Source organism: Pseudonocardia sp. DR1-2 (assembly GCF_023717215.1).
Classification (GTDB): domain Bacteria; phylum Actinomycetota; class Actinomycetes; order Mycobacteriales; family Pseudonocardiaceae; genus Pseudonocardia; species Pseudonocardia alni.
In genome coordinates this window covers 114,549-138,975 of record NZ_JAMQOF010000012.1, presented here as the reverse complement: position 1 = coordinate 138,975, position 24,427 = coordinate 114,549, and the positions used below count along the sequence as shown (strand labels likewise).

21 protein-coding genes and 1 pseudogene are annotated in these 24,427 nt (G+C 75.5%); 15 read left to right on the top strand and 7 right to left on the bottom strand.

From position 1 onward, the window contains the following. The first annotated feature begins 126 nt into the window (after window positions 1-126). Window positions 127-759: an NUDIX domain-containing protein gene (locus ND486_RS27005; protein WP_073575225.1), complete on the top strand. Its 633-nt coding sequence runs from the start codon at window positions 127-129 to the stop codon at window positions 757-759. Window positions 760-889: 130 nt separating this feature from the next. Here the strand turns inward: ND486_RS27005 and ND486_RS27000 are convergent, their stop codons facing one another. The 7 genes from ND486_RS27000 to ND486_RS26970 form a co-directional block, all read right to left on the bottom strand. After that, the gene (locus tag ND486_RS27000; RefSeq protein ID WP_251787146.1) at window positions 890-1,897 is read right to left on the bottom strand and encodes a DUF1707 domain-containing protein; all 1,008 of its coding nucleotides are present in this window, start codon (window positions 1,895-1,897) and stop codon (window positions 890-892) included. A gap of 19 nt (window positions 1,898-1,916) precedes the next feature. Beyond that, entirely contained in the window at window positions 1,917-3,404 is a 1,488-nt protein-coding gene (locus ND486_RS26995; RefSeq protein WP_251787145.1) for a PucR family transcriptional regulator, read from the bottom strand. Further along, window positions 3,401-4,441: a DUF917 domain-containing protein gene (locus ND486_RS26990; protein WP_251787144.1), complete on the bottom strand. Its 1,041-nt coding sequence runs from the start codon at window positions 4,439-4,441 to the stop codon at window positions 3,401-3,403. The genes ND486_RS26995 and ND486_RS26990 overlap by 4 nt, the downstream gene beginning before the upstream one ends. Before the next feature lie 18 nt (window positions 4,442-4,459). After that, window positions 4,460-5,593: a DUF917 domain-containing protein gene (locus tag ND486_RS26985; protein ID WP_251787143.1), complete on the bottom strand. Its 1,134-nt coding sequence runs from the start codon at window positions 5,591-5,593 to the stop codon at window positions 4,460-4,462. Beyond that, a complete protein-coding gene (locus tag ND486_RS26980) occupies window positions 5,590-6,666 on the bottom strand; it encodes a DUF917 domain-containing protein (RefSeq protein WP_251787142.1) in 1,077 nt (358 codons plus the stop codon). Before ND486_RS26980 ends, ND486_RS26985 begins: the two co-directional genes overlap by 4 nt. Continuing rightward, the gene (locus tag ND486_RS26975) at window positions 6,663-8,255 is read right to left on the bottom strand and encodes a hydantoinase/oxoprolinase family protein (RefSeq protein WP_179760150.1); all 1,593 of its coding nucleotides are present in this window, start codon (window positions 8,253-8,255) and stop codon (window positions 6,663-6,665) included. Before ND486_RS26975 ends, ND486_RS26980 begins: the two co-directional genes overlap by 4 nt. Before the next feature lie 68 nt (window positions 8,256-8,323). After that, the gene (locus ND486_RS26970; RefSeq protein WP_251787141.1) at window positions 8,324-9,661 is read right to left on the bottom strand and encodes a cytosine permease; all 1,338 of its coding nucleotides are present in this window, start codon (window positions 9,659-9,661) and stop codon (window positions 8,324-8,326) included. A gap of 141 nt (window positions 9,662-9,802) precedes the next feature. Between ND486_RS26970 and ND486_RS26965 the strand changes: the two genes are divergently transcribed. The 14 genes and pseudogenes from ND486_RS26965 (at window position 9,803) to ND486_RS26900 (ending at window position 24,394) form a co-directional block, all read left to right on the top strand. Then, a complete protein-coding gene (locus ND486_RS26965; RefSeq protein ID WP_251787140.1) occupies window positions 9,803-10,795 on the top strand; it encodes an LLM class F420-dependent oxidoreductase in 993 nt (330 codons plus the stop codon). 11 nt (window positions 10,796-10,806) lie between these two features. Beyond that, window positions 10,807-11,721 carry a site-specific tyrosine recombinase XerD gene (locus tag ND486_RS26960; RefSeq protein WP_373324217.1) on the top strand — a complete coding sequence of 305 codons (915 nt, stop codon included), beginning with the start codon at window positions 10,807-10,809 and terminating at the stop codon, window positions 11,719-11,721. Between the two features lie 55 nt (window positions 11,722-11,776). Continuing rightward, a complete protein-coding gene (locus ND486_RS26955; RefSeq protein WP_251787138.1) occupies window positions 11,777-12,451 on the top strand; it encodes a DUF4097 family beta strand repeat-containing protein in 675 nt (224 codons plus the stop codon). Between the two features lie 190 nt (window positions 12,452-12,641). Further along, complete coding sequence (locus ND486_RS26950; protein ID WP_226356529.1) at window positions 12,642-13,535, top strand: ParA family protein; 894 nt, start codon at window positions 12,642-12,644, stop codon at window positions 13,533-13,535. A 2-nt stretch (window positions 13,536-13,537) separates the two neighbouring features. Further along, a pseudogene (locus ND486_RS26945) lies at window positions 13,538-14,401 on the top strand (ScpA family protein); the annotation flags it as partial. A 265-nt stretch (window positions 14,402-14,666) separates the two neighbouring features. Beyond that, entirely contained in the window at window positions 14,667-16,097 is a 1,431-nt protein-coding gene (gene scpB / locus ND486_RS30095) for an SMC-Scp complex subunit ScpB (protein WP_374231886.1), read from the top strand. 5 nt (window positions 16,098-16,102) lie between these two features. Beyond that, window positions 16,103-16,864 (top strand): pseudouridine synthase, encoded by a 762-nt coding sequence (locus ND486_RS26935; RefSeq protein WP_062394310.1) that lies wholly within the window; start codon window positions 16,103-16,105, stop codon window positions 16,862-16,864. Next, window positions 16,864-17,226, top strand: a complete 363-nt coding sequence (gene aroH / locus ND486_RS26930) for a chorismate mutase (protein ID WP_062394311.1) — start codon at window positions 16,864-16,866, stop codon at window positions 17,224-17,226. Before ND486_RS26935 ends, aroH begins: the two co-directional genes overlap by 1 nt. A gap of 102 nt (window positions 17,227-17,328) precedes the next feature. Then, window positions 17,329-18,003, top strand: a complete 675-nt coding sequence (gene cmk, locus ND486_RS26925; RefSeq protein ID WP_251787160.1) for a (d)CMP kinase — start codon at window positions 17,329-17,331, stop codon at window positions 18,001-18,003. After that, window positions 18,000-18,695 carry a 1-acyl-sn-glycerol-3-phosphate acyltransferase gene (locus ND486_RS26920; RefSeq protein ID WP_208823969.1) on the top strand — a complete coding sequence of 232 codons (696 nt, stop codon included), beginning with the start codon at window positions 18,000-18,002 and terminating at the stop codon, window positions 18,693-18,695. The genes cmk and ND486_RS26920 overlap by 4 nt, the downstream gene beginning before the upstream one ends. Window positions 18,696-18,778: 83 nt before the next feature. After that, a complete protein-coding gene (gene der, locus ND486_RS26915) occupies window positions 18,779-20,191 on the top strand; it encodes a ribosome biogenesis GTPase Der (protein WP_374231895.1) in 1,413 nt (470 codons plus the stop codon). Then, on the top strand, window positions 20,191-21,165 hold the full coding sequence (locus ND486_RS26910) for a zinc-binding dehydrogenase (RefSeq protein ID WP_251787137.1): 975 nt from the start codon (window positions 20,191-20,193) through the stop codon (window positions 21,163-21,165). Before der ends, ND486_RS26910 begins: the two co-directional genes overlap by 1 nt. 59 nt (window positions 21,166-21,224) lie before the next feature. Beyond that, the gene (locus ND486_RS26905) at window positions 21,225-21,458 is read left to right on the top strand and encodes a hypothetical protein (protein ID WP_224402735.1); all 234 of its coding nucleotides are present in this window, start codon (window positions 21,225-21,227) and stop codon (window positions 21,456-21,458) included. 26 nt (window positions 21,459-21,484) lie between these two features. Then, window positions 21,485-24,394, top strand: coding sequence for a LuxR family transcriptional regulator (locus ND486_RS26900; protein WP_251787136.1), 2,910 nt, complete (start codon window positions 21,485-21,487; stop codon window positions 24,392-24,394). Window positions 24,395-24,427: the final 33 nt, after the last annotated feature.

Genomic DNA, 24,427 nt, shown 5'->3' with positions numbered 1-24,427 from the left:
GCGGCCCGGGGCCCTGCCGCCGGGCGCGGCACGCGGCCCGCACGGCCCGCGCGCCCCGCACGGGCCGGGCCCGGCGACTACTGTCCGACGGGTGATCGAACTGCGCATCCGCCGGGCGGTGACCCGGTGACCCGCCCCGGTGAGCACGACTTCCCGGTCCGCTCGGCCACCGACATCTACTCCGGCCGCGTCATGGCGCTGCGGTCGGACCGCGTCGTCATGCCCGGCGGCCGGGTCGCGACCCGCGAGATCCTGGAGCACCCGGGTGCGGTCGCCGTCGTCGCGGTGGACGAGGCCGGGCGGGTCCGGATGCTGCACCAGTACCGCCACGCCGTCCGGCGACGGCTGTGGGAGCTCCCCGCCGGCCTGCTCGACGTGGCGGGGGAGGACCCCGCGGTCACCGCCGACCGGGAGCTGACCGAGGAGGCCGGGCTGTCGGCGTCGGACTGGTCGGTGCTGCTCGACGTCGTGCCCTCACCCGGGTTCTCCGACGAGTCGGTCCGCATCTTCCTCGCCCGCGAGCTCGTCGAGAAGCCCCGCCCCGACCTGGGCGACGACGAGGAGGCCGACCTCGAGCTGCGCTGGATCCCGATCGCCGAGGCCGTCGGGATGGTGTTCTCCGGCGAGATCGTCAACGCGGTGTCCTGCGCCGGGCTGCTGGCGGCCCGCGCGGTGCTGGCCGGGGAGTTCGACCCGCGCCCGGTCGACGCCGAGTGGGCCGACCGCCCGTTCCGCTTCGCCCGCCGCGCCGACGAGTGATCCTCCGCCGCGCCGACGGGTGACCGCGGGCCGCGGCGACGCGTCACCGCGCCGGGTCTCCGGGTGACGGCCTGCCGGGCCGGCGGGTGTCCGCCCGGCGGCGCCCACGGGTGACCGCGCCGGGCGGTGGTCAGGGCCGCAGCGGACGACCCGCCGGGTCCCGGGGCGATCCGGCGAGCACCACGATCCCGTCCACGAACGACCAGATCGCACCGATCCCGAAGGTCAGGAACGTGACCAGCAGCTGCGCGACGGCCAGCCCGGTGTGGCCCGAGTAGAACCGGCCGATGCCGAACGGCAGGAACAGCTGCAGCAGCCCCGCCACGATCTTCTGCTTGTCCGAGTACGGCAGCCCCGAGTAGGGCTCGCGGCCGTAGGGCGCGGACGGGTCGTAGCCGTAGGAGCCGTAGGACGGGGGCCCGGGGTGCGGCGGGTAGGCCGCGCCCGGGTGCTGCGGCTGCCCGGACGCCCAGCCCGGCGCACCGGCCGCCCACGCCGGCCCGCCGGGAAACCCGCCGCCGGGGGACATGCCCGCGGGGCCGCCGTCCGGGTACGGCCCGGACGGGTACGTACCGCCGGGGTACCCCGCGCCCGGGTACCCGGGCGCCCCGGGGGCCGGCCACGGCGGGCGGGGACCGGCGGTCGTCGGCGACGGGTCCGGGTAGGGGCCCGCCGCGGGGTGACCCGACGGATCCGGGTAGGGGGTGGCCCGGGTCGGGCCGGGGACCGCGAAGCGCGCGGTGCGCTCGGCGTCACCGCCGTGCCCGTCGTCGTGGGCGTCCGCGGAGCCGGTGCCGGTGGACGTCCCGGTGCGCGCGGTCGCGCCGGTGGTGGCCGGATCTGCGGAGGTGGGATCCGCGCCGGTGGGACCGGTGGTCGCGGGACCCGCACCGGCGGGACCACCGCCCGGGTCGTCGCCGGCCGCGGACGGGGACGGCGCCACCCCGGTGAGCGACGCCGGGTGCGGCTCGGGCAGGTCGGTGAACAGGGCCGCCAGCTCCGACCGCGTCGTCGCTGCCCGGGCCCGGCGCACCCGCGCGTCGAACGCGTCGACGTCCAGCGCCCCGCCCGTGTAGTGGCGGGACAGCGCCCGCACCGTCTCCTCCTGCTCGGCGTAGCCGATCGGGTCCGCGCTCATCCCCCGACCGTAGCCGCGATCAGCTGTGGAACAGCACGCTGCGACACGCGAGATGCAGGGCGAGGCGCTCGTCCGGGTCGGCGAGGTCGACGCCGAGCACGTGGCGTACCCGTTCGATCCGGGTCGCGACGGTGTTGCGGTGCACCCCGAGCACCGCCGCGGTCTCGGTCAGCGACGACTCGGCGTCCAGGTAGGCGGTCAGCGTCGTCAGCAGGTCCCCGGGCCTGCCCTGCAACGGTTCCAGCATCGACCGGGCGGCGGGCAGGAACGTGTCGGTGCGGGTCCAGGCGAGCAGCAGCGCCCCCAGCCCGAGCCGGTCGACGTGGACGAACCGGCCGCTGGTGGTGCGTTCGGCCGCGAGCCGGGCCGCGTCCCCGGCCTCGCCGAGGGTGCGGGCCAGCCCGCCCGCCCCGCGGTGCACCCGTCCCACCCCGGTCGAGGTCGGCAGGGACTCGCGCAGCAGCCACTGGGTGCGCCGCGCGGCCGTCGCGTGCTGCTGCAGCTCGCCGGCGGTGGGCTGGTGGTCGAACGTCGTCCAGGCGCTCCACCCCGGCCCCTGCTCGACGACGACCGCCCGCAGCCGCGCCGTCTCCACCGCCCGCAGCACCTGCTCCCGGGCGGCGACGACGTCCACCGAGGACGGCACGTCGATCCGCAGGCCCGCATGCCAGCCGTCCAGCGACCAGCCCGCGTCGAGCGCACGGCGCCGCAGCCCGCCGGGGAGCGGGTCCCCGGCCTGCAGGATCTCGGCGAGCAGCGCCGTGCGCAGCCGCGCGTCGCGCTCCACGGTGAGCCGCTGCTCGGCGAGGCGCTGCCGCACCGAGTTCGCGGCGACCGCCAGCGCCGCCCGCAGCGCGGCGGTCTCGGCGGGTACCCCCTCCGGCTCCGCGACGGCCAGGCGGCCGTCCGGCGGGCCCGGCCCGAACGCCACCTCCAGCAGCGCCGCCCCGGGAACGGGCGGCGGGGTCGCCGCGCCCGTCGCGTCCGCACCCGCGACGACCGAGCCGCCCGGGTCGAGCAGCCACACCGGGCGTCGCCAGGTCCGGGCGAGGTCCGCGACGAGGTCGTCGACGCCGCCGTGCGGGACCCCGCACACGGTCGCCGTCCGCCCGACGAGTGCCGCGACCACCTGGTCGGGTTCCTGCAGCAGCCGGGTCGCGGTGAGCGCGGCGGCCAGCGCGTCCGGGGCGCCCAGCACCGGCAGCCCGATCCGTCCGGCGAGCAGCCGGCTCGCCGGGTGCAGCGGGGCGTCCCCGGCGAGCAGCACCGCGGCGGCCCCGGCGGCGACGGCGCGCCGCAGCAGCACGTCCAGGTGCCAGTCCTCGCGTGGCGCGGACACCGCGACCGTCAGCAGCGCCGCCCGTGCGTCGCCCGGATCGGCGTGCAGGTCGGCGACGGTCACCACCCGCTCGATGCCCGATCCGTCCGGTGCGGGCCCGCCCAGGGCGGTCACCGCGGCCCAGTCGGGGTGGGCGAGCAACCCGGACAGGCGCAGGCTGCCGGTCACCGCCGTGCCACCGGACCCAGGCCGAACGCCTGCGGGCCGACGTGGACGGCGGCGTCGGGGCGGGCCGCCCACCACGGCGGGGCGGGGAGTGCCAGGACCAGCACGTCGTCGCCGGAGCGGACGGCGTCGGCGGCGATCGGCGCGGCCGAGCGACGGTCCAGCAGCACGATCACCTCCGGCGACGCGGCCACCGGCTCCCCGTCGGCCAGCACCAGCAGGTACTCGTTCTCCGCCTCGATCCGCAGGACGCCGGCGCCGGGCGCGTCGACGGTGACCGCGGCCCGCCCGAACCGGCCGACGGGGGAGCGGCGCACGTCCACCACCCGGCCACCGCCGACCGGGTGCCCGCCGAGCGCCTCGGCGACCCGGGCCGGTGCCGGTGTGTCACCGAGCCCGGCGTGCGCGCGGCCCAGCTCCAGCGCGCGGCCCAGCGTGCCCAGACAGGCGTCGCCGAGCGCGGCCGCAGCCGGTGCGGGTGCCATCACGACCCCGGCCCAGCCGCCCGCCTGGGCGACGAACGCGCGCACGGTCAGCTCGGTCGACACCGGGTCCCCGCCGTCGACGACGACGGTCTGCCCCGCCGGCTCGGCCAGCGCCATCGGCGTCACCGCACCCCCGGCGACGACCCGGGTCAGCTGGTCGACCCGGGGCAGCGCGCGCCCCATCAGGTCGGCGTCGACCAGCGGCAGCCCCAGCTGGTGGGCCAGCGGCAGCGGCAGCACCCCGTTCAGGCCGGCCGCCTCGAACGGCATGACCGCCGCCGGGGCGACCCCGGTCCAGCGGACCAGCGCGCGCACGGCCGCGGGCAGCTCGTCGCCCGAGGGCAGCTTCTCGCCCAGCACCCGGGTGCCGCCGAGCATCCCGACCGGCAGCACCGGGGCGTCGCCGAGCTCGGCGGGGGAGTGCAGCCGGACCGGGCCCGCCGTCAGCACCGAGCGCAGCACGTGGGCGTACACCCGGGCGTCGCCGCCCCCGCCGGAGCCCAGCAGCAGCACTCCGGTGACGAGGGCGTCGACGTCGCCTGCGGTCACCTCCACGACGGGGATGCTGCCAGGTCAGACCCGGTCCGCGGCGCCCGCTCCCCGCGGGACCGCGGTCTCCAGCGGCACGAACGGCACGTCCAGCCCGAAGCAGGCCGGCCCGAACACCGCGAGGGCCTCCGGGGTGCGCATCATGTCCGGCGTCGAGATCCCCACCACGACGACGCGCTGGCCGTAGCGCAGCGCCTCGGTGGTGATCGGCTCCCCGGACTCGGCCTCCAGCACGCAGATGAGGTCCGGGACGACCGCGACGGTGGTGTCGTCGACGGTCGCGACCAGGGTCTCGTTCTGGAAGACGGTACGGAGCTCGGAGCCGCCGTCGAACGCGGTGAACCGTGCGGTGCCGCGGGCGAACCCGTCGACGGTGCGCCGCTCGACGTCGGAGACCTTGCCGGCGAACAGCACCCGCAGGTGCCGGTACAGGGTCGGGGCGAGGGTGTCGGCGATCGCCGCGACCGGGTCGCCGAGCTGCTCGCGGGCCTCCCGGATCGCCCGGCCCAGCCGCAGCGCCAGGGTGAGGGTGTGCGGGATCGCGGTGCGGCGCACGTCCGCGCCGGACATCGGGTACTCCGCGATCAGCGCCGAGCCGCCCATCCGGATGGCGGCGCCGCGCGCCAGGTGCTCCATGCGGTGGTTGTCGGTGCCGGTGTCGATGAGCACCGACTCACCGTGGTCCCCGGCGACGACCATCGGGGACCCGGGCACGCCGTACACCCCGAAGGTCTCCATCTGCAGCTCCGGGAACGCCCGGCCCATGCCGTCGCCGTCGATCACCGGAAGCCCGGTCCGGGCCGCGACGAGCAGCGGGATCATCGAGTTGATGCCGCCGCACTCCATCGGGATGGTCGCGTGGGCGGTGCGCCCGAGGTGCTGCTCCAGGCGGCGCAGGGCGAGCACCGGCTCGTCGCCGCGGGGGATCTTCTCGATCATCACCGTGGGCGCGCCCATCATCGCCGTCGCGATGACGAAGAGGTCGTCGGGCAGGTCGGCGGGGTCGGCCGGGTCGAGCACGGTGACGGGTCCGTGCTCGCGCATCGCCTGCTCCACCATGAGGCGCCCGATGTAGGGATCCCCGCCGCCGCCGGTGCCGAGCAGCGCGGCGCCGCGGGCGAGGTCGGGCAGGTCGTCCGGGGTCAGGGTCCAGCTCATACCGGCGCTCCGTCCGTCACGGTGTCGTGGACCCGCACGGGGTCGGTGTCGTAGCCGAAGTACCGCGGTCCGACGACGGCGATCGCCTCCGGGGTGTGCCAGCGCGGGTCCGCGGGGGCGGCGAGCACGCTGACCCGGTGCCCGAAGCGCAGCGCCTCGGTGGTCACCGGCTCCCCGGTCGCGGTGTCCAGCACCATGATCAGGTCCGGGGTGGTGACGACGGTCGTGCGGTCGACCTCGGCGATCAGGTGCTCGTTCTGGAACCGCAGGACACAGCCGCCGGACAGCGTCGCCGTCCCGCGGGCGAACCCCGTGGTGGTGCGCCGCTCGACGTCGACGACCTTCCCGGTGTGCACGACCCGCCCGCCGACCACGGTGGCGGCCGCCGCGACCGGGTCGGTGAACCCGGCCCGGGCCCCGGCGATGGCGCGCCCGATCCGCACGCAGAGCCCGAGGGTGCCGCGGATCATCGTCTCCCGCGCCCGGGCGCCGGTCATCGGGTAGTTCGAGATGATCGCGGTGCAGCCCATGGTGATGGTCATGCAGCGGGCGAGGTCCTCGGCCCACTTCGCGGTCGGGCAGTCCAGGATGCCGGTGTTGCCCTGCTCGTCGGTGATCGACATCGGGGTGGCGGGGACGCCGGCGACGCCGGGCAGCACCATCTGCAGCTCGGGGAACGCCCGGCCCATGCCGTCGCCGTCGACCAGCGGCAGCCCGAGCATCGCCGCACCGGCCACCGGGATCGTGGAGTTGATGCCACCGGCCTCGATGCACGCCACGTGGGTGGGCGTGACCCCCAGGTGCGCGGCCAGCGCGGTGACCGCGCGGCCGATCTCGTCGTAGGCGGGCAGCTTCTCCACGCTCACCGTCGGCGCCCCCATCTGCGCGACGACGAACACGGCGGCGTCGTCGGGCAGGTCGGCGGGGTCGACGAGCGGCACGGGACCGTGCTCGCGCAGCGCCCGCTGCGCCAGCAGCCGTCCCAGGTAGGGGTCGCCGCCACCGCCGGTCCCCAGCAGCGCCGCGCCCCGGGCGAGCGCGGGCAGGTCCTCGGCGGTCAGCAGCGCCGTCACCGGGTCACCGTCCGCTCCAGGCGCAGGTCGCCGACCGCCTTCGCGCGGATGCGGGTCGCGTTGCCGGGCAGGTAGGGGATGGGGACCTCGTCGAAGTCGACGAGCGCGACCGAGCCGGGGTCGGCGCCGGAGGCGACCGCACGGTCCACGGCCTCCTGCTTGGCGGCGTCGACGACGGCGTCGCGGCGGCCGGGCTCGATCGCGTACACCCGGTCGACCTCGCCGCCGACCTGCGCGATCGCCGCGCCGATGGCGTTGGCGACGGCGAAGTTCTCCGGGCGGTGCACCGCGCCCAGCCCGGGGAACGCCTCGGGCAGCAGCACCGAGCCACCGCCGACGGCGACCACCGGCAGCGGGTCGGCGGAGATCCGCATCCGGTCCACGACGTCGGCGACGTCGGAGGCGATCCGGTCCAGCGCCGCGGTCACCAGCTCCCGGGACAGCCCGGCGACCAGGGAGCGGTCGCCGATGTCGGCCCGGCCCGCCGCGACGGCGATGTCGGTCGCGGTCAGGGTGTCGCCGCCGAACACCAGTGCCCGCTCGGTGAGCCGGTAGCCGACCGAGTCCGGGCCGACGGTGGGCCCGTCGGGCCGCTCGGGCGAGCCGGTGCGGACGAGGGAGCCGCCGCCGATACCGACGCTGAGCACGTCGGGCATCCGGAAGTTGGTGCGCACCCCGGCCACGCTGACCTCGACGGCGGCCTCGCGCGGGAAGCCCGCGGTGAGCACGCCGACGTCGGAGGTGGTGCCACCGACGTCGACGACCGCGCAGGTGCCCAGCCCGGACAGCACGGCGGCGCCGCGCATCGAGTTCGTCGGGCCGGAGGCGAACGTCGCCACCGGGTAGCGACGGGTGTAGCCGACGTCCATCAGGGTGCCGTCGTTCTGCGACAGGTACAGCGGCGCGGTGATGCCCTGGCCCTGCACCGCCCCGGCGAGCGCGTCGACGATGTGCGCGGCGAGTTCGCGCAGCGCGGCGTTGACGATCGTCGCGTTCTCCCGCTCCAGCAGCCCGACCCGGCCGATCTCGTGGGACAGCGAGATCGGCACGTCCGGGCCCAGCTCCTCGGCGATGATCTCCGCGGCGGCCAGCTCGCACTCGCTGGTCACCGGGGAGAACACCGAGGAGATCGCGACCGAGCGGACGCCGTGGGCGGCCATGTCCGCGGCGTGGCGGCGCAGCTCGTCCGGGTCGAGCGGGGAGATGCGGCGGCCGTCGAACTCGTGGCCGCCGTGGGCGAGGTAGCCGCGCCCGGCGATCGCGTCGACCAGCCGCTGCGGCCAGTCGACCATCGGCGGCAGTGCCGCGGTGGCGGGCAGGCCCAGGCGCAGCGCCGCGGTGGGGGCGAGCCGACGGGCCTCGACCAGCGCGTTGACGAAGTGCGTCGTCCCGATCATCACGGCGTCGACGTCGGCGGGGGAGAACGGGTGGTCGGCCTGCAGCCCGGTGAGCGCGCCGACGATGCCGGAGGTGACGTCGTCGGTGGTCGCGGACTTGACGGCGGCCAGCACCCGGACGCCGCCGGACGGGGCGTCGTCGAGCAGGACGGCGTCGGTGTTGGTGCCGCCGACGTCGATGCCGATGCGCATGGAGTGCTCCTTCGGTGGTGCCGCGCCGCCCGCCCGTGACGTCACGGGCGGGCGGCGCGGAGTGCGGGTCAGGACGTGACGGCGGGGGCCGCGGCCCGGTCCGGCGCCTCGGTGCGGCTGACGCCGATCCCGCGGAGCAGCCCGAGCCGTCCGGCGACGACGTAGAGCACGAAGGCCGCCACGATCGAGTTCACGCTGGGCAGGCCTGCGTCGACGAGACCGCCGAGCAGGGCCGACGCGGCCCAGACGGCCAGCGTCGCCGGGACCCAGGTCGGTGACGTGGCGGGCAGCGCACCGGTGGCCCGCGCCGCCTCCAGGTCACCGCGCCAGCGCTTCACCACGAAGTACTCGGCGACCATGATCCCGGCGATCGGCGGGAACACCACGCCCAGCACCGACAGGAACCCGGTGAACAGGTCGAGGATGCCGCCCGCGGCCAGCAGCGAGCCGACCACGCCGAGCGCGAGGGTGACCATCGGGCGGCTCACGGTGCGACCGAGCACGGTTCCCGCGAAGTTCACCACGCCCAGCCCGGACGAGTAGAGGTTCCAGTCGTTGATCTTGAGGGTGCCGAGGATGATGATCAGCGTCCCCACCCAGCCGACCGACGACGTGACGATGGTGATGATGTCGTCGGAGCGGACGGCGTGCGCCAGCAGCACACCGGACATGCCGATCACGTACTCGCCGAGGGTGAACCCGACGACGGTCTGCTTGACCACGTCGGCGGAGGTCCGGTTGAACCGGGTCATGTCCGGGGTGATGATCGCCCCGACGATGAAGCCGCCCGCGACCAGCGTCGTGCCCTCGACCAGCGAGATCGACGGACCCGGCGGCGGGCTCGCCATGAGCGCGCCGACGTCGTGGCCGAGCAGGGCGCTGCCGATCGACCAGCCGACCAGCACCAGGAAGGCCGGCACGGTGATGTAGGCGACCCACTGCATCGAGCCGAAGCCCCACAGCACGATCATGGTGACGACCAGGCCGAACACCAGCGACCACGCCCAGACCGGCAGCCCGCCGATCAGCGTGACCAGGCCCTCGGCCGAGACCCCGGACTGCACGCCGAACCAGCCGACGAGGCTCACCCCGATCGCGACGCCGATCAGCGCGCTGCCGCCGTGGCCGAATCCGGTCCAGCGGGCCAGCAGCGAGGTGTTCAGGCCCTCCTTGCAGCCGATGATCCCGACGCCGATCGAGACCAGCTCCAGGATCACCGCGCCGAGGGTGAAGGCGAGGAAGGCGTCCCAGAACCCCATCCCGAACCCGAGTGTCGAGCCGAGCAGGAACTGGCTCAGGGCCGACACCTGCCCGAACCGCTGTACCGCCACGCTCCACCACGAGTACCGGGCGTGCTCCGGAACCCTGGTCAGGGCGTAGTCGTCCGTACCGACCCCACCGCTCATCTCGGTCTCCTCTCGGCTGGTTGCGAGAACGGTAGGTGCAGGTCAGAGCCCGGTCACGGGGCGATGTGCCCGGTCCGGGGCCGACCACTGTGCAGACTGCCCTTACGGGCCGCCGCGCGGCGGCCGTCCTAGGCTCGGCGCATGCGTTTCGGACTCTTCGTGCCCCAGGGCTGGCGTCTCGACCTCGTCGGCATCGACCCCGCCGCCCAGTGGGACGTGATGCGCGGCCTCGCCGAGCACGCCGACCGCGGCGACGTCTGGGAGTCGGTCTGGGTCTACGACCACTTCCACACCGTCCCCGCGCCCACCGACGAGGCCTGCCACGAGGCGTGGAGCCTGATGGCCGCCTTCGCCGCGACGACCGAGCGGGTGCGGCTGGGCCAGATGTGCACCTGCATGGCCTACCGCAACCCCGCGTACCTGGCGAAGGTCGCCGCCACCACCGACGTCATCTCCAAGGGCCGCGTCGAGATGGGCATCGGCGGCGGCTGGTACGAGCACGAGTGGCGCGCCTACGGCTACGGCTTCCCCCGGCCCGGCGAGCGGCTCGGCATGCTCGACGAGGGCGTGCAGATCTTCGCCCAGGCCTGGCGCGAGGGCCGGGCCACCCTGCACGGGAAGCACTACACCGTCGACGACGCCATCGTCGCGCCCCGCCCGCTCCAGGACGGCGGCATCCCGCTGTGGATCGCCGGCGGCGGCGAGAAGGTGACCCTCAAGATCGCCGCGAAGTACGCGCAGTACACCAACTTCGACGGCACCCTCGACGGCTTCCGGCACAAGTCGGCGCTGCTCGCCGACCACTGCCGCGACGTCGGCACCGACTACGACGCCATCGTCCGCTCGGCCAACTACAACGTCGCGATCGGGCACACCGAGGCCGAGGTGGAGGAGCGGCTCGCCCAGCTCGTCGCCCGGCTGGAGCCGATCGTCGGTGCGGAGAAGGCCCAGGGCGCGCTGGGTGCGTTCCGCGGGATGCCCGGTGTCGGGACCCCGGAGCAGATCGTGGAGAAGCTCTCCGCGCTGCAGGCCGTCGGCATGGGCTACGGCATCTTCTACTTCCCCGAGGCCGCCTACGACCGGTCGGGCATCGAGCTGTTCGAGCGCGAGGTCGTCCCGGCCCTGCGGGACTGACGGTGCCGACCGTGCGCCGGGTGGCCGAGGACTACCTGGACCACCTGGCCGTCGAGCGGGGGCGGGCGCAGAACACCCTGCGCTCCTACCGGCTCGACCTCGGGCGCTACCTCGACCACCTCGACCACCTGGGACGCGCGGAGCTGACCCAGGTGGCCGAGGCCGACGTCGCCGCGTTCGTCACGGCGCTGCGCACGGGGGAGCGCCCGCTGGCCGCGTCCTCGGCGGCGCGGGCGCTGGCCGCGGTGCGCGGGCTGCACCGGTTCGCGCTGCACGAGGGGCTCACCCCGACCGACGTCGCGGCCGGTGTGGCGCCGCCGGCACTGGGCTCGCGGCTGCCGTCCGCGCTGTCGGTCGACCAGGTCGACCAGCTCCTCGCCGGCTGCGTGTCCGACGGCCCGGTCGGGCTGCGCGACCGGGCCCTGCTGGAGCTGTTGTACTCCACCGGCGCCCGGATCTCCGAGGTCGTCGGCGCCGACCTCGACGACCTGGACCCGGACGCGCGGACGATCCTGCTGCACGGCAAGGGGAACAAGCAGCGGATCGTGCCCGTCGGGCGTCCCGCGCTGGCCGCCGTCGACGCCTACCGGGTCCGGGCCCGGCCCGACCTCGCCGGACGGGGCACGGGCAGCCCGGCGCTGCTGCTCAACGCCCGCGGCAACCGGCTGTCCCGGCAGAGCGCCTGGCACGTGCTGCGCGCCGCCGCCGAGGCGTCCGGGCTGCCCGGCGACGTCGTCGCCGCGGTCTCCCCGCACACCCTGCGGCACTGCTTCGCCACCCACCTGCTCTCCGGCGGCGCCGACGTGCGGGTGGTGCAGGAGCTGCTCGGGCACGCGAGCGTCGCGACCACGCAGATCTACACCCACGTCACCGTCGACACGCTGCGCGAGGTCTACGCCACCGCGCACCCCCGCGCCCGCGGCTGAGGGGCGCGGGCACTACGTTCCGGGACCCATGCGGCACGGAGCGTGGGCGACACGGGTGACGACACTGGCGGCGGCCGGACTCCTCCTGGCCGGATGCGGTGGTGTCGCCGCCGGGCAGGAGCGGCAGGAGGCGGTGAACGAGCCCGTCGACGGGACGGTCACCCGGGTCGAGGTCGACTCCGACGCCGGGGCGCTGCGCTTGGTCGCGGGGGAGAAGGCGTCGGTCGAGCAGGACCTGCGGTGGACCGGCGAGGCCCGCCCTCAGGTCGAGCAGAAGGTCGACGGCGGCGTCCTGCGGATCACCGTCCGCTGCCCGGACCAGGGCAGCGACCGCTGCCAGGCCGGTCTCGTGGTGACCGCGCCCGCCGCGTCGTCGGCGCTGGTCGACGTGCGTGCGGGCGGCATCGAGGTCCAGGGACTGACCGGGGCGCTGGACCTGACGTCGTCGGCGGGCGAGGTCAGCGCCACCGGTGCCGGACCGGGCGACGTGCGGGCGAGGTCCAGCGCCGGCACGGTCGAGCTGACCTTCGCCGCGGCGGCCGCGGACGTGACCGCGGAGTCCAGCGCCGGCGGCGTCGGGATCCGGGTCCCGGTCGGTCCGGCCTACGAGGTGACCGCCGAGAGCTCCGCCGGGTCGACCGAGGTCGGCGTCCCCGACCAGCCCGGTGCCGACCACCGGATCACCGCGAAGAGCAGCGCGGGCGGGGTCTCGGTCCTGCCCGCCCGCTGAGGCGCGACACGCCGGGGCGCACCGTCGGCCGGACGGCGCCCGCCCGCAGGTAGGGTGACCTGGAAATCCATACCGCGACGTGGCCCGACGGGGACGTCGCCGCACGTGGGGACATCTCCTGCAGTGCGGTCTCAGGCCCTGACCGGGACCCGAGACCCGGCACGGTACCCGCGACGAGACCGGAGACCGCATGAACCCGACGCGGCCGGAGGCCCAGGGCAGGCTCGACGACCCGAGCGACGAGCCGGCGCCGGATCACGGGCGAGGCACCCAGACCACCAGCGCGCGCGCTCCCGAGCCCGCACCGCTGTCGGTGCACGGCCCGGCCCGCGTGATCGCGGTGGCGAACCAGAAGGGCGGCGTCGGGAAGACGACGTCGACGATCAACCTCGGGGCCGCGCTCGCCGAGTACGGCCGCAGGGTCCTGCTCGTCGACTTCGACCCGCAGGGCGCGCTGTCGGTGGGCCTCGGCGTGCAGCCCCACCAGCTCGAGTCCACCGTCTACAACCTGCTGATGGAACGCGGCGTCGAGGCCGACGAGGTGCTCCAGGACACCGGCGTCGAGAACCTGGACCTGCTGCCGTCGAACATCGACCTGTCGGCGGCCGAGGTCCAGCTCGTCACCGAGGTCGGCCGGGAGCAGGCACTCGGCCGTGCCCTCAAGCGGTTCCTGCCCGACTACGACATCGTCCTCATCGACTGCCAGCCGTCGCTGGGCCTGCTCACGATCAACGCGCTCGCCTGCGCCGACGAGGTCCTCATCCCGCTGGCGTGCGAGTTCTTCTCGCTGCGCGGCGTGGCACTGCTGATGGACACCATCGACAAGGTGACCGAGCGGCTCAACCCGGACCTGCGCCTGCTCGGCGTGCTCCCCACGATGTTCGACACCCGCACGCTGCACACCCGGGAGGTCCACGACCGCGTGGTGGAGGCGTTCGGGGACAAGGTGTTCGACGCCGTCATCAACCGGACGATCAAGTTCCCGGAGACCACGGTCGCCGGTGAGCCGATCACGACGTGGGCACCCACGTCGTACGCCGCGGAGGCGTACCGGATGCTCGCCCGCGAGGTCATCGCCCGGTGACACTGCTCGCCGACGGTGCTCCCGAAGGTCTGGGCGACGGTCTCGACGACAACGACGTCGCCGCGCCGCGGACCCGGCGTTTCACCGTCCGGCTGTACAACTTCGAGGGTCCGTTCGACCTGCTGCTGCAGCTGATCGGCAAGCACGAGCTAGACCTCACCGAGATGGCCCTGCACAAGGTCACCGACGACTTCATCGCCCATCTCACCGACCTCGGCGACGACGCCGACCTCGACGAGATCACCGAGTTCCTGGTCGTCGCGGCGACCCTGCTCGACCTGAAGGCCGCGCGGCTCGTGCCCGGCGCCGAGGTCGACGACGAGGACGACCTCGCCCTGCTCGAGGCCCGTGACCTGCTGTTCGCCCGGCTGCTGCAGTACCGCGCCTACAAGGAGGCCGCGGCGCTGTTCGTCGAGCTCGAGAACGGCGCGATGCGCCGCTTCCCGCGCTCGGTCGCGATCGAGGACCGCTACGCCGAGCTCCTGCCCGAGGTGCTGCTCGGCGTCGACGCGCAGGCCTTCGCCGAGCTCGCCGCCGCGGTGTTCCGGCCCCGCCCGCCCGACGAGGTCGGCGTCGACCACCTGCACGCGGTGCACGTGTCGGTGCCCGAGCACGCGGCGATCCTGCGGGAGCGGCTCGCGCTCGCCGGGACGGCCACCTTCGCCGACCTGACCGCCGACTGCGTCGCGACGCTGGAGGTCATCGCCCGGTTCATGGCGCTGCTGGAGCTGTACCGGGAGCGCTCGGTCGCCCTGGAGCAGCCGGAGGCGTTCGCCGACCTGACGGTCACCTGGACCGCGAACCGCGAGGACGACCCGGTCGCCTACGCCGCCGCGCTGGAGGACGAGGCCGCGGCCGCCGAGGAGGCGGTGCGGGCGCGCAACCGGCGCCGCCGGAAGAGGAACCGCGTCGACGAGTCGGTCGCGTCCGCCCCGGGCTCCGCCCCTGACCCCGCCGCCGACTCCGACCCGGACTCCGATCCCGATGCGGACTCCGGTTCCGGAGCGGACCCGGATGCTCGGGACGCGGACCCGGACGATCCGGATACGGACCTGGACGACCCGGACGTCGACCTCGACGGTCTGCACGTGCTCCATCCCGACCCCGACGACGAGAGGACCGGAACCACCGGTGACTGAGCCGGACGACCGGCCGGGCTCCGACGACCCGGAGGACCCGTCCGAGCTGCTGCGCCTGATCGGCCGCACGGTGCCGCGCAGCCCGCACGCCACCGCGTCGCCGCAGGTCGCGCCGGGCGCGGACGAGCGAGCCGCCCCGGAGCCGGAGGCCACGGCCGACGCCGCCGACGAGGACGCGACCACTGCCGACGCCGAGCTCGCCCGCACCGCGGAGCCCGCCGACGACGTGGATCCGTCGGCCGACAGCGATGGCGCCGTGGCAGATGGCGTCGTCGCCGATCGCGCGGCTGCCGACGGCGTCGCTGTTGATCGAGCCGGGGCACATCACACAGATGCCGGCGCCGCCACCGGGGCGGCCGGGGCGCACACCTCGGAGCAGCCCGAGCCCGCCACCGCCACACCTGTGACGCCCCGTCCGGGCGATCGAGACGCACGTTCCGGCCCTGCCGAGGGCGGAAACGTGCATCTCGATGGGTTCGGAGACCCCACCGTCGGCGATGCCACCGCCTCCGACACGTCGGCGGACCATCGAGCGCTGCGAAACGGTGCTCGCGACGACGCATTCGCAACCCTCGACGCCGACGGCGACTGGTCTGGGCGCCCCGGCGGGCGCGAGTCCGGCCACGTCGCCCCGGCGACCGAGCACCCCGCGGCGGGGCCCGGTGACACAACGGTTGTCCCGGCAGCCGGGACCGCGACCGGCGCCGCGGCCGGGCCGGCCAACGCGGCCGGGCCGGCCAACGCAGCCGGGCCGGAGAACACAGCCCACGGAGCCGAGGGCCCGCGAACAGCGGACCCCGGAACCGAGGAACCTGGAACCGAGGAACCCGGAACCCGGGACGAGCCGGAACCCGAGGAGCCCGAGTTCCACGAGCTCGCCGACGACACCGAGCTCGAGCACGCCCTGGAGGCGCTGCTGCTCGTCGTCGACGCCCCCGTCGACGAGCCGTCCCTGGCCACGGCGCTGCACCAGACGCCGTCGCGGATCCGGCAGACGCTGCACCGGATGTCGCTGGCCTACACCGCCGACCGGCGCGGCATCGACCTGCGCCGCGCAGGGGAGGGCTGGCGGTTCTACACCCGCGACCGCTACGCCCCCTACGTCGAGAAGATGCTGATGGACGGCCAGCGCGCCCGGCTGACCCGGGCCGCGCTGGAGACCCTCGCGGTCGTCGCCTACCGGCAGCCGGTCACCCGTGCACGGGTGTCCGCGGTCCGCGGCGTCAACTGCGACGGCGTGCTCCGCACCCTGCTCACCCGTGGACTGGTGGAGGAGGCCGGCACCGAGGAACACACAGGGGGGACACTGTTCCGGACGACCGAGCTGTTCCTCGAACGGCTCGGGATCTCCTCCGTGGCCGAGCTGCCCCCGCTGGCACCGCTGCTGCCCGACATCGACGCGATCGACGACCTGGAAAGCTAGGCACCATGAGCAACACACACGACCCCGACGGCGTCCGGCTCCAGAAGGTGCTGGCCCGCGCGGGCGTCGCCTCCCGGCGCGCGGCCGAGGACCTCATCGCGCAGGGACGCGTGCAGGTCGACGGCGAGACCGTCCGCGAGCAGGGCCGCCGGATCGACCCGGACACCGCGGTCGTCCACGTCGACGGCGCCCGGGTCACCCTGCGTGACGACCAGGTCTACCTGGCGCTGAACAAGCCGTTCGGGCTGCACTCCACGATGTCCGACGACATGGGCCGGCCCTGCGTCGGTGACCTGCTCGCCGACCGCGTCGAGATCATGAACACCGCGCAGCGGCTGTTCCACGTCGGCCGGCTCGACGCCGAGACCGAGGGGCTGCTGCTGCTCACCAACGACGGCGAGCTCGGCCACCGGCTGATGCACCCGTCCTACGAGGTGCCCAAGACCTACCTCGCCGAGATCGAGGGCAAGATCGCCCGCGACCTCGGGCGACGCCTGCGCGACGGCATCGAGCTGGACGACGGCATCGCCCGTGTCGACTCGTTCAAGCTCGTCGACGCCGTCCCCGGCCGGGCCACCGTGCAGCTGGTCCTGCACGAGGGCCGCAAGCACATCGTGCGGCGGATGCTCGCCGAGGTCGGCCACCCGGTGCAGCGCCTGGTCCGGACCCACGTGGGGACCGTGGCCCTGGGCAACCAGCGTCCCGGCAAGCTGCGTCCCCTCGACCGCGTCGAGGTGGGCTCCCTGTACAAGGCGGTGGGTCTCTGATGGCCGTGCGGGCCCTGCGGGGCGCGACCCAGGTCGACGCCGACGACCGGGGGCAGATCCTCGACCGCTCCGCCGAGCTGGTCACCGCGGTGCTGGAGCGCAACGAGCTGGTGTCCGACGACATCATCTCGATCTGGTTCACCGCCACCCCGGACCTCACCGCCGAGTTCCCGGCGTACGCGGCACGGCTGCTCGGGCTGACCGACGTGCCGCTGATGTGCGCCACCGAGATGTCGGTGCCCGGCGCGCTGCCGCGGGTGCTGCGGCTGCTCGCCCACGTCGACACCCCGAAGCCGCGCTCGGCGATGCGGCACGTCTACCTGCACGGGGCGCGGGCGCTGCGCACCGATCTGCCCCAGTAGGACACCCCGCCCCGTCGTGGCGGGGGCCGACCGGCGACAATGCCGGACGCAGCAACTCGAACACGGTGGGGGAACAAGGTGGCCTTGCGGGGCGTCGTCGCGATGGACGGTCCGTCCGGGACGGGCAAGTCGACCGTCTCCCGACGGCTGGCGCAGGCCTGCTCGGCGGCCTATCTGGACACCGGGGCCATGTACCGCGCCGCGACGCTGGCCGCGCTGCGCGCCGGCCTGGGCGAGGGTGCGGCGGAGGACGAGATCGCCCGCGCCGCGATCGGGGCCCGTCTGGAGTCGGGCACCGACCCGGTCGCCCCGACGATCACCCTGGACGGCGAGGACGTCTCCGGCCCGATCCGCGGCCCCGAGGTGACCGGGTTCGTCTCGGCCGTCTCCGCGGTGCCGCAGGTCCGGGCCGAGATGGTCGCCCGCCAGCACGCCCTGATCCGCGCGGCGGTCGAGGGCAACGGCGGGATGGTCGTCGAGGGACGCGACATCGGTACCGTCGTGGTGCCGGACGCGCCCCTCAAGGTCTACCTGACGGCGTCGCCGGAGGTCCGCGCGGCGCGGCGCGGGCGGCAGGACGAGAAGGCGGGCCGCAAGGCCGACCTGCACGTCACCCTCGCCGACGTCGAACGCCGGGACCGGCTCGACTCGTCGCGCCGGGTCTCCCCGCTCTACGCGGCGGCCGACGCGCTGGTGCTCGACACCGACCACCTGTCGGCGGACGCGGTGCTGGCGAAGCTGCGCGAGCTCGTGTCCGCGCGGGGGCTGGACGGGTGAGCCGGGCGCGTGCGCTGCCGGAGGACGCTCTCGGGTGGCTGCACGACCTCGGCCGCTGGATCGGCACCTGGCTGTGGGTCCCGTTCTTCCGGGTGCGGATCCGGCACCGGGAGCGGATCCCGGCGACCGGTCCGGTGGTGCTCGTCGCGAACCACAGCGCGTTCGTCGACGGGCCTCTGCTCTTCGGCATGTTCGGGCGCCGCGTGGTGTTCCTGGTGAAGGCGGAGATGTTCTCCGGGATCGTGGGGACACTGCTGCGGTGGCTGGGACAGGTGCCGGTCCGGCGTGACGTCGTCGACCGGCGGCCGCTGACGACCCTGCTGGAGGTCCTGCGCGACGGCGGCATGGTCGCCGTCTTCCCGGAGGGCACCCGCGGCACCGGCGAGGTCGGCAGCGACATCGGCAGTGCCCGGCAGGGCGCGGCCTGGCTGGCCCGCTCGGCATCGGCGCCGCTGCTGCCGGTGGCGGTGCGCGGTACGCACCGCCCGGCGGGTGCGGCCCGCCGCCTCCGCCCCCGGGTGGACGTGCTGGTCGGCGACCCGCTGCCGGCGCCGACGGCGCCGGGACGGAACGGCCTGGCCGCCGCGACCACCGAGGTCACGGAGGCCCTGCGGACACTGGTCCGCGAACTGGACAACGAACACAGGCAAGTGACACGGCCCGACGCGGCCGGGGACGTGAGAGAGCAGTGAGCGAGAGCAGCGAACGCGGAACGAGCCTCGGCGGGGCGTACCGCAGCGGCGTCGAGATCGGTGACGCGGCCGACCGGGCCGAGATGGACCGGCTCGGGCTGGACCCGACGGAGTTCGTGGCCGTCGACGAGGAGGGCGTCGTCACCGCGGGGATCGACCCCGACGAGATGCTGGCGACCCCGACCCTGGCCGTCGTCGGCCGCCCGAACGTCGGCAAGTCGACCCTGGTCAACCGCATGCTGGGCCGTCGCGAGGCGGTCGTGCAGGACGTGCCGGGTGTGACCCGCGACCGCGTCGTCTACGACGCGCTGTGGAACGGCCGCCGGTTCAAGCTGATGGACACCGGTGGCTGGGAGCCCGACGCCGCCGGCCTGCAGGGGTTCGTCGCGAAGCAGGCCGAGACCGCGATGCGCCTCGCCGACGCCGTGCTGCTCGTCGTCGACGCCTCGGTCGGCGCCACCGCGACCGACCAGGCCGTCGCGCGGGTCCTGCGCCGCGCCGACGTGCCGGTGATGCTGTGCGCCACCAAGGTCGACGACGACCGGCTCACCTCCGACACCGCCGACCTGTGGCGGCTCGGGCTCGGCGAGCCGCACCCGGTGTCCGGCCTGCACGGCCGCGGCTCCGGTGACCTGCTCGACGCGATCCTGGAGATCCTCCCCGAGACCCCGCGCGACGATTTCGGCGCCTCCGGGGGCGGTCCGCGCCGCGTCGCGCTCGTCGGCAAGCCGAACGTCGGCAAGTCCAGCCTGCTGAACAAGCTGGCGGGCGAGGAGCGGTCGGTCGTCCACGACGTCGCGGGCACCACCGTCGACCCGGTCGACTCCCTGGTCGAGCTCGACGGTCAGGTGTTCCGCTTCGTCGACACCGCCGGCCTGCGCAAGCGGGTCAAGATGGCCTCGGGCATGGAGTACTACGCCTCGCTCCGGACGAGCTCCGCGATCGAGTCCGCCGAGGTCGCGCTGGTGCTGATCGACGCCTCCGAGCCGATCGCCGAGCAGGACCAGCGGGTCCTGACGATGGTGGTGGAGTCCGGGCGCGCCCTGGTCATCCTGTTCAACAAGTGGGACAAGGTCGACGAGGAGCGCCGCCACCAGCTCACCCGTGAGCTGGAGCGCGACCTGATCAGCGTGCGCTGGGCGGAGCGGGTCAACGTCTCCGCGCTGACCGGGCGGTCGACCCAGCGGATCGCGCCCGCGCTGAACCGCGCGCTGGAGTCCTGGGACACCCGGGTGCCGACCGGGCGGCTCAACCAGTGGCTCAACGACCTCGTCGCCGCGACCCCGCCGCCGGTCCGCGGCGGCAAGCAGCCGAAGATCATGTTCGCGACGCAGGCGCAGACCCGCCCGCCGACGTTCGTGCTGTTCACCAGCGGGTTCCTCGAGGCGGGCTACCGGCGCTTCGTCGAACGCCGGCTGCGCGAGGAGTTCGGGTTCGGCGGCACGCCGATCCGCGTCTCGGTCCGGGTCCGCGAGAAGCGCTCCCGGAAGAAGTGATGCGGGCCCTGCGCGGCCGTCCCGGTGCCCGGACCTGGGAGGTCGACGAGATCGACACCCCGGTCCCGGGCCCGGGGGAGCTGCTCGTGCGGGTCCGGGCGGCCGGGGTGAACCGGGCCGACCTGCTCGCGCTGGGCGGCGGCTATCCCGTCCCGCACGCCGACGACGACGGCTCGTTCACCGCGGGCATGGAGCTCGCCGGTGAGGTCGTCGACGCCGGTCCGGGCGTCACCGGTGCCCCGGGCCGCGGGCCGGGGGACCGGGTGTTCGCGTCCGCGCCCGCCGCGTTCGCCGAGTACGCCGTCGTCGACGCCCGCCGCGCCCTGCCGGTCCCGTCCGGCCTGTCCTGGACCGACGCCGCCGCGCTGCCGGTCGCGCTGGAGACCGCGCACGACGCGCTGGTCACCCAGGCCGGGTTCGGCGCCGACGGCGGCGCCGTGCTGGTGCTCGGCGGCAGTACGGGGGTCGGGCAGGTCGCGATCCGGCTCGCCGCCGCGCTGGGGGCCGCACCGGTCCTCGCGACGACGACCTCGCCCGCCAAGCGCGCCGCGCTCGTCGACGCGGGGGCGGTCCCGCTCGTCGGGGTCGACGCGCTGGGCGACCTCGACGGGCCCGTCGACGTCGTGCTGGACCTCGTCGGCGGCGACCACCTGGCCGCGGCCCTGCCCGCCGTGCGGATCGGCGGGACCGTCGTGCAGATCGGCCGGCTCGCCGGCCCGTCGGCGACGCTGGACCTCAACACCCTGTCCTTCCGCAGGCTCCGCCTGATCGGCACCACCTTCAGCGTCCGCAGCGCCGACGAGCGGGCGGCCGTCGCCGCCGCGCTGACGCCGGTCCTCGGCCTGGTCGGCGACGGCCGGGTGCGCGCCACCGTCGACCGGGTCGTGTCCCTGGACGACGCCCCCGGCGCCGTCGCGCACCTGCGGTCCGGCGGGGCCGTCGGCAAGGTCGTGGTCGAGGTCGCCGGATCGTGACGCCGCGCCTGTAACCACCGGCGGTGCCCCGACGAGTGCCCGGACGTGACGGTGTCGAGGTGACGGTGTTCGAGCGGCTCTGGGTGTGGCGAGTGCGCGCCGCCTGCGAGCTGGCGCTGGCCCTGTGCGGCGGCGACGAACTCGTCGACGACGCCCGCACCGAGGCCTCCTGGTACGCCGATCTGCTGCACCCGTGGGACGGCCGGGGCTGCGAGCCCGACGCCCGCGTCCACGCCTGGCTGTCGATCCTGCTCGCCCGGCGCACCGTCGCCGCGGGACCCCTGGAACGGTGACGACACCGTCACTATCGTGGCCGGGCGTGAGGGAGACCCCGGCCGAGGTGTTCCACGGCCGAGTCGCGGAGCTGGACCTGCTCGCCGACGCGCTGCGTGACGCCGTCGCCGGCGGGGCCTCGGCCGTGCTCCTCGGCGGCGACGCGGGGGTCGGCAAGACCCGGCTGGTGTCGGAGTTCGGCCGCACCGCGACGAGCGGCGGCGCGGTCGTGCTGTCCGGCCGCGCGCTGGACATCGCCGACGCCCCGCCGTTCTGGCCCGTCGTGTCGGCGCTGCGCGAGCAGTCCCGCACCCGCGGCGCGCTGGGCCGGGAGTGCGCGGCCGCGCTGTCCCGGCTGGACCGCGCCGACGGGCCGGCCGGGCGGGTCGAGATGCTCGGCGAGCTGGCCGCCGTCGTCGAGCGGGCGGCCCGCCGGGCACCGGTGGTGCTCGTCGTCGACGACCTGCACCGCGCCGACCGCTCCACCCGCGACCTGTTCGCCTACCTGCTGGCGGCGCTGTCGTCGTCGCCGGTGCTGCTGGTCGGCACCTACCGCGACGACCCGGCCGGTGGCGTCCCGATCGACCTGCTCGGGCTCACCGGGGAGCTGCGCCGCCACCGCGGCGTGCGCTTCGCCCGGGTGGAGCCGCTGCCCCGGCACGAGCTGGCCGAGCTGGTCGCGCAGTGGGCACCGGGGCGCCACGACGTCGAGGACCTGGTGTGGCGGCACTCCGGCGGGAACGTGTTCCTGGCCCGCGAGACCGTCCGTGCCGTGCTCGACGGGGACCCGCGGGGCGTGCCGCAGACCGTCCGCGAGCTGGTGCGGGCGGGCGCCGCCGGGCTGTCGACGGGGGCGGTGGAGGTCGTGCGGGCCGTGGCGGCCGGGGTCGGGGAGGTCGAGCACACGCTGCTGGCCGCCGTCGTCGACGTCGACGGGCCGGAGCTGGCCGCGGCCGTGCGGGAGGCGGCCGACGCCGGTTTCGTGGTCGTCGCCGGTGCCGACGGCTACACGCTGCGGCACGGCCTGATGACCGAGGTCGTCTCCGCGGACCTGCTCCCCGCCGAGCGGGTCGAGCTGCACGGCCGCTACGCCACCGCGCTGCACGGCGGTCACCGCGTCCCCGGGTCGGCGGCCCGCCTCGCCCACCACTGGCAGCTCGCCGGGCGCCCGGACGAGGCGCTGGAGGCGACCCTCGACGCGGCGCAGGAGGCCGAACGGCTGCGCGGCTACGCCGAGGCGCACCGGCACTGGCTGCGCGCGGCGACGCTGCCGGTCCCCGACGCCGTCCGCGACCGCAGCCGCTACCTGGAGCACGCCGCGTCCGCGGCGGCCCTGGCGGGCGACCACGACTCGGCCGTGGCGCTGCTCTCCGAACGGCTCGGCGAGCCCGACGCGCCCCCCGGCACCGCACAGGCGGTGCTGCGCTCCCGGCTCGGGCGCTACCTCGGCGCGGCGGGCCAGCTGGCCGAGGCCGAGGAGGCCTACCGGCGCGCCGTCGCCACCCTGCCCGCCGGCGACGATCCGGCCGACACCGCCGTCGCCGCCCGCGCCGAGGTCCTCGCCGGTTACGCGGCCGCGCTGCTCGACCGGGCCGACTACGCCGGTGCCCGCGCCGTCGCCGAGGACGCGCTGGTCGCGGCACGCCGGGTGGGGGAGCCGCGGGCACTGGCGTCGGTACTGGCGACGCTCGGGTTCGGTGCCGCGCACTCCCGCGACGGCGCCGCCGGACTCGACGCGCTGACCGAGGCCGTCGCCGTCGCCGAGGCCGACGGCGACCCGGAGACGCTGGGGGAGTGCCTGGCCCGGCGCGCGGAGCTGCTGACCGGCCCGCTCAACGCCCTCGACGACGGCGTCGCCGCGGCCCGGGCGGGAGCCGAGCGGATGGCCGGGCTGGGGCTGGGCCGGACCTCGTCGGTGTCGCTGCGGGTGGTGGCGGCGAACGGGCTGTTCCGCGCCGGTGCCTGGGACGAGGCCGAACGGGAGGTGGCGACGGCATGGTCGGCCGGCCCGTCCGGGGCGCAGATGCTGGAGCTGCGCCTGGCCCGCGCCCGGCTGCGGATGGGCCGTGGCGACCTCGACGGCTCCGATGTCGACCTCACCGCGGCCGAGCTGATCGCCGGATCGACGGGCCTGCCCAAGCAGCGGTTGCCGCTGCTGATCCTGCGCGCCGGGCTGGAGATGTGGCGGGGCAACCCGGAGCTGGCGTTCGCCCACGTCGGGAAGGGGCTCGACGTCGTCGAGTCCGGCATCGACGACGTCTTCGCGGTCGCTCCGCTGCTCTGGCACGGTGCCCGCGCGCACGCCCAGGCCGTCCTCGCCGGACGTCCCCCCGACGCCAGCGGACTGCGACGGCTGCGCCGCCACCGGCGCGACCTCCTCGACCGCGGGGACCGCTCCGCCCCCGCGCTGCGCGGGGTCATCGCGAGCTACGAGGCCATGTGCTCCGCCGAGGACGCCCGGACCACCGCGGGGTCCGACCCGGGCACCTGGCGAGGCGTCGCCGACCTGCTGGACGGCCTCGGCCAGCCCTACCCGGGCTCCTACGCCCGGCTGCGCAGCGCCGAGGCGCTGCTGGCGGGCCGCCGCACCGAGGACGGCACCGCGGACCTGCGCCGCGCCGCCCGGCTCGCCGCGGGCCTGCGGGCCGGTCCACTGCTCAGCGAGATCGCCGAGGTCGCCCAGCGGGCCCGGATCGAGGTGCCCGAGCTCGCCGCGGTCGCGACGGACGGTCGTGCCCCGGTCGCCGTGGACGGTCCGCTGGCCCGGCTCACCGACCGGGAGCGGGAGGTGCTGGAGGTCCTCGCCGACGGCGCCACCAACAAGCAGATCGCGGCCCGGCTGTTCATCACCCCGAAGACGGTCGGCGCCCACCTCGCCTCGGTCTTCGCCAAGCTCGACGTCACCAACCGCACCAGCGCCGCGGCCGTCCTCCGCGAGCACCGCACCGACATCTAGGTCATTCGCCCTATACCTTCGCCGGGCACGTTC